This window comes from Psychrobacter sp. UBA3480 (assembly GCF_002377945.1).
GTDB lineage: Bacteria > Pseudomonadota > Gammaproteobacteria > Pseudomonadales > Moraxellaceae > Psychrobacter.
In genome coordinates this window covers 152,340-169,030 of the sequence record NZ_DFQV01000020.1, presented here as the reverse complement: position 1 = coordinate 169,030, position 16,691 = coordinate 152,340, and the positions used below count along the sequence as shown (strand labels likewise).

The 16,691-nt window shown below is 38.1% G+C and carries 12 protein-coding genes; 1 reads left to right on the top strand and 11 read right to left on the bottom strand.

Translation table 11 applies throughout. The features are described from left to right. Window positions 1-130 precede the first annotated feature (130 nt). Together B2863_RS07995 and mazG are read right to left on the bottom strand one after the other, a co-directional pair. A complete protein-coding gene (locus B2863_RS07995; protein WP_296209078.1) occupies window positions 131-505 on the bottom strand; it encodes a ComEA family DNA-binding protein in 375 nt (124 codons plus the stop codon). Continuing rightward, window positions 489-1,355: a nucleoside triphosphate pyrophosphohydrolase gene (gene mazG, locus B2863_RS07990; RefSeq protein WP_296209076.1), complete on the bottom strand. Its 867-nt coding sequence runs from the start codon at window positions 1,353-1,355 to the stop codon at window positions 489-491. Before mazG ends, B2863_RS07995 begins: the two co-directional genes overlap by 17 nt. 138 nt (window positions 1,356-1,493) lie before the next feature. Here mazG and B2863_RS07985 point away from each other — a divergent pair, with 138 nt between their 5' ends. Further along, the gene (locus tag B2863_RS07985) at window positions 1,494-2,981 is read left to right on the top strand and encodes a phosphomannomutase CpsG (protein ID WP_296209073.1); all 1,488 of its coding nucleotides are present in this window, start codon (window positions 1,494-1,496) and stop codon (window positions 2,979-2,981) included. 102 nt (window positions 2,982-3,083) lie between these two features. On the opposite strand, the gene B2863_RS07980 is transcribed toward B2863_RS07985, so the two are convergent. The 9 genes from B2863_RS07980 to pseG all read right to left on the bottom strand — a co-directional run bounded on the left by B2863_RS07980 (window position 3,084) and on the right by pseG (window position 16,683). After that, window positions 3,084-4,469: a UDP-glucose/GDP-mannose dehydrogenase family protein gene (locus tag B2863_RS07980; RefSeq protein WP_296209070.1), complete on the bottom strand. Its 1,386-nt coding sequence runs from the start codon at window positions 4,467-4,469 to the stop codon at window positions 3,084-3,086. Between the two features lie 37 nt (window positions 4,470-4,506). Continuing rightward, window positions 4,507-6,186 (bottom strand): glucose-6-phosphate isomerase, encoded by a 1,680-nt coding sequence (gene pgi, locus B2863_RS07975; RefSeq protein ID WP_296209069.1) that lies wholly within the window; start codon window positions 6,184-6,186, stop codon window positions 4,507-4,509. 3 nt (window positions 6,187-6,189) lie between these two features. Next, complete coding sequence (locus tag B2863_RS07970) at window positions 6,190-7,074, bottom strand: UTP--glucose-1-phosphate uridylyltransferase (RefSeq protein WP_296209067.1); 885 nt, start codon at window positions 7,072-7,074, stop codon at window positions 6,190-6,192. An 80-nt stretch (window positions 7,075-7,154) separates the two neighbouring features. Next, entirely contained in the window at window positions 7,155-8,216 is a 1,062-nt protein-coding gene (gene galE, locus B2863_RS07965) for a UDP-glucose 4-epimerase GalE (RefSeq protein WP_296209065.1), read from the bottom strand. 127 nt (window positions 8,217-8,343) lie between these two features. Then, window positions 8,344-10,572, bottom strand: coding sequence for a polysaccharide pyruvyl transferase family protein (locus tag B2863_RS07960; RefSeq protein WP_296209063.1), 2,229 nt, complete (start codon window positions 10,570-10,572; stop codon window positions 8,344-8,346). Beyond that, entirely contained in the window at window positions 10,565-14,050 is a 3,486-nt protein-coding gene (locus tag B2863_RS07955) for a hypothetical protein (protein ID WP_296209060.1), read from the bottom strand. Before B2863_RS07955 ends, B2863_RS07960 begins: the two co-directional genes overlap by 8 nt. A 20-nt stretch (window positions 14,051-14,070) precedes the next feature. After that, complete coding sequence (pseI, locus tag B2863_RS07950; protein WP_397476662.1) at window positions 14,071-15,123, bottom strand: pseudaminic acid synthase; 1,053 nt, start codon at window positions 15,121-15,123, stop codon at window positions 14,071-14,073. Then, window positions 15,124-15,588 (bottom strand): GNAT family N-acetyltransferase, encoded by a 465-nt coding sequence (locus tag B2863_RS07945; RefSeq protein ID WP_296209055.1) that lies wholly within the window; start codon window positions 15,586-15,588, stop codon window positions 15,124-15,126. Window positions 15,589-15,591: 3 nt separating this feature from the next. After that, complete coding sequence (gene pseG, locus B2863_RS07940; protein ID WP_296209050.1) at window positions 15,592-16,683, bottom strand: UDP-2,4-diacetamido-2,4,6-trideoxy-beta-L-altropyranose hydrolase; 1,092 nt, start codon at window positions 16,681-16,683, stop codon at window positions 15,592-15,594. Between the last annotated feature and the right edge of the window lie 8 nt (window positions 16,684-16,691).

Genomic DNA, 16,691 nt, shown 5'->3' with positions numbered 1-16,691 from the left:
GAATAACACAGCGTTTATCAGGCGGATGTACCCGCTAGTTTAACAAATTTTGGACCTACTGGGGGTGTTATGACATTTACTTACATGCTATTTTGTCAATATTGGGGTTAATTAATGCAAAACACCATAATTAATCACGCACGCTTAAACGTCTTTGGTTTTTCTCGACTGTTTTTGCACCGATACCTTTCACCTTTGCCAACTCATTCACTGTCTCAAAATCGCCAAACATGTCACGATATAAAATTATCGCCTGTGCTTTACTGCTGCCGATACCATCCAACGAAACCAGATCGCCTTCATTGGCTCGATTGATATTGATGACTTTTTGCTTACGCGCTTGTGTGATAGCTTGTTCTTTTTCTATTAAATATTTATAGGCACGCTGAGGGTCGTCAAAACAAGGATCTGCATTGGCGTTATTGAGTGCGACTACAGATAATAGGAGACTAAAAGCGGTGGTCGTCAGTAAGCTGGTAAATGAAAATTTACGATGAGCGTTCATGTCGTTTCGCCGCTTCCCACAGTGCATCCATTTCTGTTATATCGCTGTCTTCAATACGCTTGCCAGAGAGTTCTAGCTGCTCCTCAATATAACCAAAGCGAGATTTAAACTTGTGCACGCAGGTTAAGGTAGCCGCTTCTGCATCCAAATTTAGTTTGCGTGCAACGTTCACGAGTGCAAACATACAGTCGCCTAATTCCTTTTCGACTTCTCTGATATTTGCTTTGACCTCGATTGTAGACTTATCTGTTAGCTCATGTTTTAGCTCAGCAATCTCTTCGTCTAGCTTATCTACAGCACCTGCAATACCTTCCCAATCAAAACCCAACTTTGACGCTTGCTTTTGTACATCTTGCGCCTGCATCAATGCGCTACCCGCTTTGACTTGGTCTAAGCGTCGTTTCGATTTACCACGTGCTTCGCGTGCCTGCTGTTCCTCGAGCTTGATTTCGTCCCAGCGTACTTTTACTGCCGCATCGTCTTTGAGCGTTTCGGCTTCAAACACATGTGGATGACGGCGAACCAGCTTCTCTTGCAAAGTACTGATAACATCGCTCATATCAAAGCGCCCTTGCTCCGCATACATCTGACAATGAAACACCACTTGCAGCAGCACATCGCCAAGCTCACCTTTGATGTCTTCATCATCGTCGCTTTGTACCGCTTCGCCTAGCTCGTAAGCCTCTTCGATGGCATACGGAATAAGGCTATGGTTGGTTTGCTTTTTGTCCCACGGACAGTCTGTCCTTAGTCGTGCCATCAACGCTAACAAATCATCAAGCTCGCCAGTAGCGTCTGGCGTTCCTTGCACGGGCTTAGGCACGGTAATTTTATTGTCTGAAATACTCATAAGGATAGCTCTTATCGTTTTATGTATTGTTTGCTGATTCGTTTAATAGTTAGTGTATCATTGAACACAGCTTGGCTTATAATTGTGCTACTGACGACTTCATTTTACCACTGCTCATGCGCGAGGAACTTTATCATTATGCCCACTTCTGCGACCACCAGCTATCAACCAGCTGCGACATTCGACCCTATTACGATCAGCTCATTCAAAGCTTATGATATACGTGGTGAGCTTGGCGTTAATCTGGATGAAGAGATTACTTACCGTATTGGGCGTGCCTTTGCGCAGATTTTATATCAGCGTTATCAGGCAGCGGCTCAAACCCAAGTCAATGATATGGCAACTCTAAAACCTGCTATCGTTATCGGTAGTGATATTCGCCACTCTAGTGAGCAGTTAAAGCAAGCAGCTATCACAGGTATGATGGATGCAGGCGTTGATGTGATTGACTTGGGTATGAGTGGTACTGAAGAAGTATATTTTGCCACCAGTCACTATCAGGCGTTAGGTGGTATCGAAGTGACTGCCAGTCATAACCCTATCAATTATAATGGCCTAAAACTGGTTAAAGAACATTCAAAACCAATCAGCGCCGATGATGGGTTGGCAGAGATTCAAGCACTGGCAGAATCTGGGCAGTTCACGACTGACAATCAATCAGGCAAATTGCAGTTATTGACGGATAAAAGCGCGTACATCGATCATGTTATGACTTTTATCGATACTGATAAACTAAAACCACTCAAACTGGTCGTTAATTCAGGCAATGGTAGCGCAGGTCCTGTGGTCGATTTATTAATAGATAAATTAGCACAAGCAGATGCACCGATTGAAGTCATTAAACTGCATCATACACCAGATGGTAGCTTTCCTAACAGCATCCCCAACCCAATGATCGAAGCCAATAGAGTGGCTACCCAGCAAGCCGTTTTGGAAAATAACGCAGATCTTGGCATCGCTTTTGATGGTGACTTTGATCGCTGCTTCCTATTCGATGAACATGGCGAATTTATTGATGGTAGCTATATCGTCGGTATGCTCGCTCAAGCTTTTTTGAACAAATACCCGAGTGAATCAATCGTCTATGATCCACGAGTGATTTATAACACCGAAGCAGTGATAGAGGAACACAACGGTAAGGCTGTCATTAGTAAATCTGGACACTCATTTATCAAGCAAGTCATGCGGGACTCAGGTGCTGTATATGGCGGTGAAATGTCCGCACATCACTATTTCCGCGACTTCTTCTATTGCGACAGTGGCATGATTCCATGGTTATTGACCATTGAACTGTTGTCTATCACTGGTAAAACACTATCCGAATTGGTCACAGGCTATATTGCCGCCTATCCTAGCTCAGGTGAACTAAACTTTCGTCTTACAACCTATGACGCACCAACAATTATTAGCGCAATTGAAGATAAATTCAGCAACGAGCAACCAATTAAATCAACACTCGATGGTTTAAGTCTGAGTTTTGGCGAATGGCGCTTTAATTTGCGAGCATCGAATACTGAGCCGCTTATCAGATTGAATATCGAAAGTCGCGGTGAGCAGCCGTTACTGGCTGCTAAAACTCAAGAAATTCAGCAATGGCTAGCAACGCAAGGTGCCGTACCAGCATAAAGTCATTAACTCAGTAAAAATCATTCTGATTGTCAGTCGAAAAAGGCTCGCTAATGAGTATTAGCGAGCCTTTTTTCTATACACAGAAAACCTTAAATCAAACTATTTAGTTCGACCAATACCCATATAGTCACCTATTAAGCTATTAATTTGCGAGCATGTCAGGGCATTTTGCGCATCAAATACTGGCATGGCTTGCTGATTGATTTTGGCAATATCTAATTGATCTCGCGGTGACCAACTAACGATGAAAATAGCATGGGTATCGCAAAGCTGTTGATAGGGACTAATAATAAGCTCAAGCAATGGCTGTTGCTGATAGAGCTCGGCAAGTTCATGCTGTGCCTTATCGCTATAAACCAGTGTGCGAATATTATAAGACCACAGTAATGCTAACAACGGATGAATAGCTGAACCAGCGGTACGTCCTGAACCTGATTTATAACTACCGCCCCAAATCATAACTGTTTTATTATCAATGAACCCATCAAAATATTGCCAAAATTTACGGAATATCAGCTCTTTTTGATCTTCATTGATATGCACGATAGATTGTAATAGAGGCATATCCAAACTGTGTGTACGGCTTGATTGTTGCAATTTAGCCAGCTCGGTAGGCAAAGTATTACCACCGAATCCCCACCCTGCTTTTAAATAACTGCTGCCTACCCGCTCATCCAATCCCATAATGCGACTGACTTGACTGATATCGACGTTTTGACTATCAGCCAAACGTGACATCTCATTCATAAAGCTCACTCTAGTCGCTAGCATCGCCATGATACTACTGCGAGCAAACTCTATCGTTGCGATATCAGCATGATGAGTAGCGCGTGCGTGCTGCATCAAGGGCTTCAATACATTCAAGTGCTGGCTGCTACTTGCTGTCTTTTCACCCAGTAGCCATAACGAAGGATTCAACATCGAGCTATACGCATCGCCGTCTTGTAAGAATACAAATGGCACATAATAGACCCAAGCACGTCGTAAACGCTGAGCCAAATCGGCTACATGGCCTAATTGCTCAATGCCGCTCATAATCACAGGTAGCGCCTGCTGATGGCTTTGATTAAACGCGGTAATCCAACTGTCTTCTGTCCATGCTAGCTTGACACTGTCTAAAAACAACCAATAAAGCGTCACCGTACTTTGAATATCAGTTTCGTTATGACCAGCTGCTTCATAGCCCTTTATTAGCATATCGGCACTAGCTGGCAATTCCTTACTGATAATGACCTGCTGCTGCTCATACATTTGCCATAGGGCTTGCAGATGATGCTCAAAACCATATTGCTGTATCTGCTGTTTCAGTAGCGTCTTGTCTGCATAAAGATGTACACACTGACCGAAACTTGCCAGCACCACTGCACTGGTAATCGCCTCTATGCTATGACCGATAAGCACACAGACTGTGGAATCAGTTAATTGGTTTGGTTCAGATTTATTGTTATATTTATTCATATGGCTACCATCTAAAGCCGTCTCCATGAGCGTGCTTTCCTATATTATTGACGTATCAATACTACTAAGACAGCTGTTTAATACGCTGTAGTAATTGGTCAGTAGACGTATCGAATAGACCTTGAGCATCTTTCTGAATATGCTGCATAGCATGGTGTACGGAGTCTGCCATTTGCTTGCCCATCTCGACGCCCCATTGATCAAACGGATTGATATCCCAAATGCTGGCCATGACATAGACCTTATGCTCGTAAAGCGCTATCAATGCGCCTAAGCTATGCGGCGTCAGCTCATCAATCAGTAACGTGGTTGAAGGTTGGTTACCACGGTAATACTTATATTTGTCTGCTTCGGAAACTGTCTGTGGATCGACCAGATCTGTTACAGCAGCATTGCCAAATGCCAATACTCGACTTTGCGCCAAACAATTTGCTAAAGACAATTCGTGCTGTTGCTGCAATGAGGAGTTTCGCGCCTCATCACCGTAGCGACGTACACAAGCGATAAAGTCACAGGAAACCTGCTGCGTGCCTTGGTGTAGCAGCTGATAGAATGCATGTTGTGCATTTGAGCCGATTTCACCCCATAGGATTGGGCAAGTATCATAGTCAATATGATCCCCGTTCCGAGTAACGGACTTACCATTACTCTCCATCTCTAGCTGGGTAAGATAACTCGGCAAATAGCCTAGCCTGCCATCATAAGGTAATACAGTGTGCGCATTTACTTGTAAAAAAGTACTGTTCCAAACGGCAAGCAACCCTAATAATACCGGTAGGTTCTCCGAAAAATCAGCCTGTGCAAAATGCTCATCCATACTATGAGCACCGCTTAATAGTGCCTTAAAGCCATTCATACCAATACGAATAGCAATGGCAAGGCCAATCGCCGACCATAGAGAGAAGCGACCGCCGACCCATTCCCAAAGCTGCAACTGATGCTCAGGATGAATTCCCCAAGCTCTCATTTTTTCACTATTGGCTGAGATGCCGATAAAGTGACGACGCAATACACTATCTTCTGTTCCTGCACGGAGTTTTGCCGTCGCAAGTAGCCAAGATAATGCTGTCTTGGCATTTGATAAAGTATCAACTGTCCCAAAGGATTTGGAAGAGATAATAAATAGTGTGGTCTCAGGATTTAAATGCTTGAGTAGATTATCAAGCTGCGTACCGTCCATATTGGAGACAAAATGCACCTCAATACTGGTATCTGCCCACTCGTCGAGCGCTGTAGTCGCCATGAGTGGGCCTAGATCAGAGCCACCAACCCCAATATTGACAACATCTGTAATCGCCTTGCCCGAAAACCCGCGCCATGTACCATTGCGCACGCGCTCTGATAAGCGTGCCACTTGTGACAAACTATGATGTACATCAGTGACGATATTTTGTCCATCGACTTGTAATGTCGCTGTCTCTGGCAAACGTAGCGCCGTATGCAACGCAGCACGCTGCTCGCTGGTATTTACCATCGCCCCTTGTAGTAACGCATCAATACGGGCATCCAGCTCACAACTATCGGCCAAACTTAGCAAATTAGACAATACTGTCTGATCAATACGCTGCTTACTAAAGTCCATATACAGCGCACCAGTCTGCACACTAAAATGCTTAGCGCGTTTATCATCTTGCGCAAATGACTGTGCAAGCGACCACGGATGCTTTGCAAGCGTTTGTAGTTGCTGCCAGTATTTAGAATGTCGAGCACTGCTATATGCCTTATCGCCCTTTATCTCTTCCATCAGCTATTCATCATCTGCTAATTGCTGCTTGGCAAAGTAGATGAATGCCTGCATATACGAGCGCATATCTCCTGCATCGTAGCTATTGCCGCGCATAGTTGTGACATGGACACCATATTCACTAATGAGCGCGTCAATCGCATCCGTCAGCTGAATCTCACCGCCAACTGAAGCTTTAGTATTGGCTAAGTAATCAAAGATATGGTTACTAAATACATAGCGCCCTACCACAGCCAGATTGGAAGGAGCATCAGCTAAATTAGGCTTTTCTACAAAACCAACTACTTTAAAGCTGGCATTAGTATTTATTTCTTCATCAATGTCATTAGTATTGCTGAGCTTTTCATCTAGTCGAGCGATACCATACTTATGTACGTCTTCATCCGCTACTTGTTCAACCAATATCTGTGAATGACCATCGGTAGCAAAGGCATCTAACATAAACGCCAAATTGTCAGCTGACATATCAGTAGTAAAAGGATCAAGCACGACATCAGGTAACAATACGGCAAAGTCATGCTCACCAATGATTGGTCGCGCTGCCAGTACTGCATGTCCCAAACCTAACGCCTTACCTTGACGTATCATCGACACAGTCACATCTTCTGGCAACCAATTTAAGCTATCAGCCAACTCATCTTTGCCTTTATGACGCAATTGGTTATCCAATTCCGCATTGATATCGAAATAGTTTTCTATAGCGCTTTTTTGCGCATGACCGACCAAGACAATATGCTTAATACCGGCAGCGATAGCCTCTTCGACCACGTAGTGAATAGCAGGGCGATTGCCAAGCGGCAACAACTCTTTTGGCACAGATTTCGACAATGGCAGCATACGGGTGCCAAAGCCTGCGACAGGAATAACAGCGTGAGTGATTTTTTTCATAGTTTTTTAGTTATTTTAAGAAGGTGGGTAGGAATGAGTCAATCATAACGCATTATTAGGCAGCTGTAACGCCATACGACTTAAGAGACATCATAGCCATTCGGGTTCATGCTCTGCCAATGCCATGTATCTCGACACATATCAGCAATTGATAGTTCAGCTTGCCACCCTAACAGTGTTTTCGCTTTATCGGCACTGGCATAGCAACTGGCGATATCCCCTGCACGACGTTCTACAAACTGATAAGGAATGCTCTGACCAGATACATCAGAAAATGCAGATGCCAATTCTAATACAGAAGTACCTTTGCCAGTGCCTAAGTTGATAGGTAAAAAGCCTACTGAGTTCTTTTTTGCCGTATTATCTTCATTTGGTCTGGTTTGTTTATCTAGATAATTTAGTGCAGCCACATGACCTTGAGCTAAATCAGTAACATGAATAAAGTCACGTACACCTGTTCCATCGACAGTAGGATAGTCACTACCAAAGATACTGAGCTTGTCAAGTTTGCCGACGGCCACTTGAGAAATATAAGGCATCAAGTTATTAGGAATGTCATTGGGGTCTTCGCCAATTTGTCCTGATGGATGTGCGCCTACTGGATTAAAATATCTAAGAGCAATCAGGTTCCAGCTGTCATCAGACACAGCTAAGTCTTCTAATATATGCTCGACGGTCAGCTTACTCTGACCATAAGGGTTGGTACAAGAACGCTTTGATTTCTCATCGATAGGCAGAATTTCAGGGTCACCATAGACAGTGGCAGATGATGAAAAAACGAAGTTTTTCACATTATACTCTTCCATAATTTCTAACAAGGTTATGGTGCCGCTGACATTATTATTATAATACAGCAATGGCTTTGCTACTGACTCCCCAACTGCTTTTAACCCAGAAAAGTGAATCACGCCAAAGAATTCGTGCGAAGCAAAGACCTCTCTGAGTAACTCAGGATCTCGTATATCCCCTTCGATAAACTCAATTGTCTGTCCAATAAGAGTAGAGACACGGTTAATCGCTTCACGGCTACTATTAGATAAGTTATCGTATACAACAATATCATAGCCTGCTTCGTGTAGTGCTATACAAGTATGCGAACCGATATATCCAGCACCGCCTGTAACTAATATTGTATTTTTCATAAATTTCTCAGGCACAAAAAAAGACACCTTTATGATAGAAGTGTCTTTATGTTATACCAAGGAATGGTTAAAGATACAATAAGATAGTACTATTTCTAATTAAACTTAGTATTGTCAAAATACCAATTCATTGAAACACAGGTGAAAAAATATTTTTAATTTCATTTAAACATTTATGCACCGTTATAGTCTTCTTATCTATAGTATATGTTACAACCCAAGTTGTATTTTTATGATATATATCTTGGTGTTTTTGATTAAAACGCCAATTAAACTTATTACCAGTTGATAAAGCAATTACCTTTTTACCCAATCCCCCACAAATATCTAATAAACTATTGGGCGGAGTAATTATCAGATCACAGCATTCTATTATTGCTGCAATATTTTCAATATCATTCTTTCTATCTATTCTTGGCTCATATACATTAATGTTGTTGAACCCCAATATACCAATATTTACATATAAAAAATTATCATAAACTTCGAATATTTTATGATAATTTTTGGCAGAAAATATATTAGCTATTCTCTCAGGAGTATTTATTTCTGTACCCGTACAAACACCTATAATTTTATCTTTATCAAAACTATTAAATAACCCAAACCAATAAGCTTTTAGGTTTTCATCAGCCGCTAACGATACATAAATTTTCTCTAGGTCATGTCTAAAATATGAGAATAAATCTTGAGCCGGTACCATAACGTGATGGTCATTCAAAAAGTCATCTTGATTCATATAGACAAAATCAGGATTAATTCTTGTAAATAGAGCTATCAACCTCTCATCACAAACTATAGTTATTTTTAAGAAATTCTCAGTAAGATACTTAAAAATTAAAGATTGTTTAACTTGGTCACCAATCCCGCCTTCCATTATCACTGTAATTTCTTTAGAATCTAGATGTAATGAATAATGACTTCCATTATCGATCAAATTGCAACTAAAAGGTCTAAAGTGCAATAGCTCCCATGCTTCTTGCAATCTGTGTGAGTGAAGTAGGTAAATATATTTAGCTTGGTTCCAGCCAGCCTTGTCATTAGTTTCTAAGTCTAATATTTCGGTATAACGACCCAAATCCATATATAAATAACTTAGATACTTATAAGCTCTCTTGGCATCCAACTCTATCAACTGCTTAAGTAATTTCTCAGCAGTATTAAAATCTCTGACTCCGTAAGCTGCTATTGCTGCATTAAATATTAAGCTGCTATCTTTAATAAAAATAGTACTATATTTTTTATAATATATAGTATAAGAGCGATTTTTTATAAGATTACTTTTAGCTAACAAGTTCTTTTCACTCAGAAGCAAGTTTTCTCTTAGTACATTTTTATAAAAGTTAGTTTTAGAGGTATTACAGTGTACTTTTATACTTTCCTGCCACTGATTGACTGTTATAGATTCCTTTACATCAGAGTTATTAAATAATAAACCAAAATAAGTATCGAAAACCTCAAAATCTTTATTTTTACTTTCTTTCAAAAATGACTGAAACTCTTTGTATAAATTTCTATTTTTCATAGCATAATTGATACAGCTTTCAAGATCTTTAGAGTGAGTACATATTGGTAGAGGAAGGTTAGATGATTTGATAATACCCTCCACTTTATGAGAGTTGGAAGGCAATGCAACGAAGGGCTTACCGCCCAATCCACTAAGGTAAATCGAGTGATATCTAGGTGCTATAATTAAATCTGCTGTTTGAAAATTAGCGACTGTATGCTGCCACTGATTGTAAGCTTCACTATTCTGTAATGGATAGTATGAAACATCATAGTCAGTTCGGACTTTGCTTACGATGGGATAGATAACTGACTCTACATGGGGATGCCAGTCATTTACAATTACCTTTGAACAAAAATCTATACTAATCTCATCACTGAAGTCAGCATTTACTATACTATCAACTGTTAGCCTACAGTCGATACCTTTACTACGCAGATACTCATAAGACAGCCGCTCTCTGACAGCTAAATCAGTCAAGCTTTTAAAAACATCATCAAAACCGTCTATCTCTTGTATAGTAGCATTAATTAAGAAAACAGGTTTATTGATACTTATTGCAAATTCCGCTATAGCTAGTAAAAACAATCCTCTATTATGATGTAAAGTACCTTCACCATTTATTATAACTCCATCACATAAGTGAACGCCGTTTGCTATATCACTACTTTGTATAAACTCAAGAGAAGATACACGATCCCCTTTCCAATACTGTTTGATTTCAGAATTGCTATAAGTTTTTACTTTTATATTTCTACTAAATAAAGATGTTAAGTGAGCATAGCATACTCCAATACAACCGATATGAGGGTCAATTGCTGTATAGTTGAGATAGATAATACTATTCATTAGAGTGACCGAAGCTATGTAATCTTGTATTCAACTCGCTAACTAATGCTTCTTTGTCACCCTTATTTGGGACATCTACAATAGTCATTGAGCTATGCCATACATCAGTAGAGTCATTATTAATTTTTCTCCATGTAATTTCTGAAGAGTTGGAAAATAACCAAGTATTAACTCCTAAGGCACCAGCTAGTTCTGCAACTGTCGTAGCAGGTGCAATAACTAAGTCTAAGCACATCATTAAAGCTGCTACATCGTCTAGATCATTATATTGATCAATATTAGTAAAGTTAATCATCTTCCCAGGAAAGTGCTGTTCGATCCACTCTAACTCTTCTGCACAATCATCATATTGTAAGTTAATAAACTGTATTGAATCATTATGAAAAATAGGAGCTAATTGCTCAATATCTAAATAATGCTCCATACGGGTAAAGTTAGTAAGGCTACTTCTCCAATTTAATCCTACTAGTTTTTTGCCAGATAATTTATAAGATTGTAAGCGTTGCTTATATTTATCAATTAAATCAATATCCGCATATAGATATTTATTACCTGTAAAGTCTGCATAAGTGTCTCTAAATTTCCCTATGAAATCAGTTACTAAAAATACTTTACTGTAATTCTCTAGTTTTTTAAAAGCATTATTATCTAAAATGGTCGTGAGCGTCGTAGAGGGCAGTTGATCATAATCACCTACAGGATAGCTTTCACTAAAACCTCTTGTTCTTCGAATAGGCAAAAAATCTATATTTTTGAACGATCTACTAAGTAAGTTATACAATCTATAATCACACGAGATGGTAAACGACTTAGATGAATAAGCTTTTTCAAGTTCGCTATAGATAGACATAAATCTAATCTCGTCACCGGGACCATAGACTGCCAATATCAAACTATTATTCTCGATAGTAATGTCAGCACTTTTTACAGCTTTTCTAAAATTATTCTGTAATAAGAAACCAATATCATTAGTAAAGTTTTCGTTTATATAACATTCATATGCCTCACCAATTTTTCCTTTATGCTGTAATATTGGCAATTCAAAGGTAGTGTTTAAGCTCATCCCAATACTGGTACAATGCGCAATATGCTCTCCTGCCCTATCAAAATTTCCTATAAATATATTTAGTCTGACCAACTGCTTTGTAATAAATTCACTCGTATTGAACCTTGAATAGCTTTCGAGAATATCTATAGCCTCTAAATCTTTTCCCTCAGAATGTAAAAAATCGGTATATACCTTTAGTAGCTTATCAGGTCTAGTATTTTTAGAATTGTACAACTCCAAAAACAGTTTTTTAGAAGCTATGTAATCACCATGTTCGATCAATCCCATTAAACGAGATATAGACTTATCTGTGCTGAGATATACAGTTGAACCTATTAAGTCAAACCAGGTAGAACCACGACCAACCATGACTCTATATTTAGATATTAGTTCAGGATTCAATTTGGTAGAAAGTAGTACATAATCTATAATACATGGTATAGAATAATTACTTAGAATATATTTATTATCTATATATTGATTCAATGCCTTTCTATTATTTTTTTCTATATCAATCATCATAGACATTAGACTAATACCTAACGACTGATTGAAATTAAAAGTATTATATAAAGTCCTCGAAGCAGTATTGAGGTAGTTTATTTTGTTTATCGTGCTGTCTGGTAATCGTAACAGTTCTTCAATAGTTTTTAATAATTGAGAGAAATCACTTCGTGAACTAAAAAATTCTAATTTGCTTACAAGTAACTGTCGCTTCTGATTATTCCATTCTTCTAACTTTCTATCTTCAGAATCAACTTCAGAATCAACTTCAGAATTCGTCTCTTTTACATTATTTTCATTCGCATTATACAAATCATGAGATATGAGTTCAGATTCTGCAAAAAACTCTTGAGCCTCTATCAAACTTATACTTTTCTGTTTAGGAAAAAAACCTGATATCAATTTATTTAAAAACAAGTTATCTAACTGACTTTTAATAGAAAATAAAAAATCAATAAAAACATCTTGATCGCAGACACTCATAATACTAATTAGGAAGTCTTGTCTTTTTTCTAAAGACACTTCACCCCAAGTATAATTGAGTAAAATTGCATCTATTTCAAAAGGCTTGAAATAGATAAACATTTCTTTATACAGTCTACTATCGCAAGTTGCAAGGTTCCTCAATGTATGTTGAACCGTTAACTGCAAGGAAGGCTCCAAACCCTCATCCAACTCACCTTGATAATCAGCTTTATATGTTAATTGCAGCACTTCACTACGTATCTTATGGATAGTAGTAATCAAGGGGTAGATATTATTTTCAGAACCTTCTGCGACCCCTACTATATATCTCGGATATATAATATAAGCCCCGATAAATAACTCAAGCAAAGACAGCTTTCTATTTCGTCTGGTTAAGTCAAATTCACTTCTATCATCCGTTAATCCCCAACCTGCATAAAAAGGTTGACCTAACACAGTCACCTGTTTTCCTCTAAGTAGTGCCTCTAAACCAGTCAAAGAAGTAATAGTGTAAACATGATCTACCCTTTCAATTAAATCGATAATATGTTCATCAGGCGATAATATTTCAGCGAAAAGCTCTACATTTGTATTCTTAAAATTAGATTCTTGAAATCCTTTGAAGATTTCTGGATGAGGGCGATAACATATTTCGGCATTTGGATTCTCATATTTAGCTAATCGAACCATATCCTCCATAGACCATCCATCTGGATTTCCATATCGAATTGATGCATCGTTATCTACTTGTCCAATAACAAGTACTCTTTTCTTTAGTTTAAGACTAGTAGAGTGATACATAGCAGGAGGGTTGTACTTAGATACTTTCAAATCTATGATTGAGCTTAGAAGCTTAGAAGCTTCTTTTGCTAAATTATTATGAATGTTAAAGTCATAATAATTTAAAATTTTTTCGATATCCGAAGGTTGTGTAGAGTTATAATATAATCCTGATTTATCAAAAACAAGCGAGTATGGAGTGGCTCCATTAGCTCCCAAGTCTGCAGAACGTATAAAACCATCTTCTACACGCCATATATCTATATTTTTATAGCTTATATACCTGTTTAAAAATGTGCTTTCATTGTAGCCCCATATTACTACCACTTCAGGTTTGATAGATAAACGCTGCATTACACCTATCATTTTGTAGTTCGTTAATTTACGTGGTGCAAACGCTACTCTAAATTCATCTAAATAATCTGCAATAAATCCAAACTTCCAATCGTTACAACCTATAGCAACTGCTATAGGCTTATCTGTACCCTCTACCCAGTTTTTTCCTACTAAATATAGCTTTTCAAAACCACTATCTTCTCCAAATATCTCATAAGGGTCATGAACTACGAACTGATACTCTTTACCAGCTGGTACTTTTTTTTTCCAGTGATTTTGAGTACGTTTTGAAAAATACTCGGCTAACTCAGACTTTTGATGGGCTTTAGACTGTTTATCTATCATACTTGATATACTCTAATATATTACTTTGCAATAGCTTCGGATGTCACAGGCGTAGCATAATCAACATTGATTGATACTGTTTTGCCGATAATACTTTCTAACATCTTAGGAGGTAGACCAAAACCTGGCCTTACACTTCTGATAGAATCAGATGTAATTATATCCCCAACTTTCAAAGGTTTTACAAAGTACAGAGACCTTCTAAACTGTGCGTTACCTTCTTCACTTGACTTACGGCCGTAATCCACTCTACCTAATGCCTCCCAACAAATACGTCCAGCATCACATAAATGTTTTAACTCTGCTGCTTCCAGAGAAAAGCTATCATCTGGCCCACCGCCACTTCTATCTAGGGTTACGTGCTTTTCTATTATATTTGCCCCCAGTGCTACACTTGCTATTGCAGTAGTGTTATCCAATGTATGATCTGACAAGCCTGTAATCAGATTAAATCGTTGCTGCATATCTAGTATAGTTCTTAGGTTGTAATCACTAGAAGGGGCTGGGTAACCACTAACGCAATGTAGGATAGCTAACTGGTTACAGCCTGCTGATTTAGCAGCATCAATAGCTTCTGCTATCTCCTCATCGTTAGCCATTCCTGTTGAAATAATCATAGGTTTGCCTGTTTGAGCCACATACCTAATAAGTGGTAAATCAATTGCTTCAAAACTAGCAATTTTATACGCCGGTGCATTTAAGTCTTCCAACATATCAACCGCAGTTGTATCAAAAGGAGAGCTAAACATAGTAATACCTGTTGCCCTTGCCTTATCGAACAATGGCTTGTGCCATTCCCAAGGAGTGTAAGCAGATTGATAAAGATCATATAAAGTTTGACCATCCCACAAGCCACCTTTTATCTGAAACTCTTCTTTATTGGAGTTCAAGGTAATAGTATCCGCAGTATAGGTTTGCATTTTTACTGCATCAGCCCCACAACGCTTAGCCATTTCAATTATTTGAAATGCGTTCTCAATATCGCCATTGTGATTGGCAGACATTTCAGCAATGATGTAAGGAGCGTGCTTAGGACCGATTTGTCTATTTTCTATGAAAAAATCTTTCATCAATTAAACCTCATGATATATATATAAATTAAAGTTTGGACGATACATGCTGTCGTAACTAAAATTATTGGCAGCAAATACCTTCTGAGAGGCAATATTATTTTCATGTATTACAGCATGATATACATCTAAATCAGTAACTTTTATTACCTTATTAATTGTTCGTTTAGCGTAGCCTTGACCAGCATATTTAGGATCAATAGTTAGGGAGATTTCTGCTGTAGACTTTGCACTGTCTAATATCAAATCAAGTCTTACAACCCCAACAGTAATGTTATTATCTGCGATTTTAAATATTTCTGTTGTATTGCTTTTTAGCTTGTCATTAAACCATTTGATATGATCATCATACTTAGGAGTATTAGAATCCAATGCGAACTTCCGTATACCCTCTATACATTGAAGGCTATATAAGTAATCTAAATCATTCTTATTTATTGGAATTAATATAAGCGTATCGTTAATCATCTATTAACACCTTTTTTCATAAGTTAGAACAAGCTCTTTAACTACTCTATTTGCGCCTATTCCATCTACTAAGTTCATAATGTTATGTTTACGTACTAGATATTTAGTGTTACTTATGGACAATCGAATTAAGTAGCTAAATATAGAATCAACAGTAATAGTATTTAAACTACCTAAATAGTCGACTAGGTCTTTTTCATGTAAGTAATGTACTAAGTCTTTTTGATTGTCTGCCACATCGATTAGAGCTGAATTCAATCCTAAACAGAACCTTTCCCATACTGTAGAACCACAGGCGCCTAAGGCAAAGTCACTAACTTTCATTAAAGATGACATTTGATCAGTTTGCTCTTCTAAAAATATATGTCTGGACTGTTTGACCATATTCTTACAATAAGCAAGATCTTCTAAAGGTAATTTCCCAGTAATAACATGAAATTTAAATTTGTTATATTTAACTAGTGCTGGTAGGAAAATTTTCCAGACTTCCATATTACCAACACCCCCAAAGTTTACTAATATAGTCTTCAACTCATCTGAAGGTTTTTGTGCTTTAGATTCTCGTAAAGAAACGAATTCGTCTCTAAGCAGTGAATATTTTGGTCCTAATAACCTTGAACAATGACCAGACACTAAATCATCATATCTAGAGTTAAGATTTGGCCAATAATTTTGATCAATCAATAAGTCACAAGTATGTTTGCGGTTTGCCAAATCATCAATTACTGCTATAGGTAAAGATATCGCATTTTTTACTATATTTTCCCATGTGCTATCTATCGAGTAATGATCAATGACTATCATATCTATATGTTGCTTAGTAACAGCATTAATGAACTCTTGAGCATCTTGCTCTTGAGAAACCCCTAACCAATTTAAATGCTCTTCAGAAATATCTTCGGATGCAGCATACCCAATAATGTAATAAGTAAAACCGCTAATAACGATTAAACTCAGTAATTCTTTATCATATTCTCTAACGAAGAAAATACTTGAAATAGAGATCTTTTTCAGTTCACGAGCTAATGTAAGACAACGCTGTAAATGACCTGTTCCTATGTGTTTAGCTATGTCAACTCTAAAACCTATTTTCAACTCTATAT

Bases quoted from the DNA above. Each gene is read 5' to 3' on its own strand.
- B2863_RS07995 (WP_296209078.1), bottom strand. From the start codon at position 505: ATGAACGCTCATCGTAAATTTTCATTTACCAGCTTACTGACGACCACC.
- mazG (WP_296209076.1), bottom strand. From the start codon at position 1,355: ATGAGTATTTCAGACAATAAAATTACCGTGCCTAAGCCCGTGCAAGGA.
- B2863_RS07985 (WP_296209073.1), top strand. From the start codon at position 1,494: ATGCCCACTTCTGCGACCACCAGCTATCAACCAGCTGCGACATTCGAC.
- B2863_RS07980 (WP_296209070.1), bottom strand. From the start codon at position 4,469: ATGGAGACGGCTTTAGATGGTAGCCATATGAATAAATATAACAATAAA.
- pgi (WP_296209069.1), bottom strand. From the start codon at position 6,186: ATGGAAGAGATAAAGGGCGATAAGGCATATAGCAGTGCTCGACATTCT.
- B2863_RS07970 (WP_296209067.1), bottom strand. From the start codon at position 7,074: ATGAAAAAAATCACTCACGCTGTTATTCCTGTCGCAGGCTTTGGCACC.
- galE (WP_296209065.1), bottom strand. From the start codon at position 8,216: ATGAAAAATACAATATTAGTTACAGGCGGTGCTGGATATATCGGTTCG.
- B2863_RS07960 (WP_296209063.1), bottom strand. From the start codon at position 10,572: ATGAATAGTATTATCTATCTCAACTATACAGCAATTGACCCTCATATC.
- B2863_RS07955 (WP_296209060.1), bottom strand. From the start codon at position 14,050: ATGATAGATAAACAGTCTAAAGCCCATCAAAAGTCTGAGTTAGCCGAG.
- B2863_RS07945 (WP_296209055.1), bottom strand. From the start codon at position 15,588: ATGATTAACGATACGCTTATATTAATTCCAATAAATAAGAATGATTTA.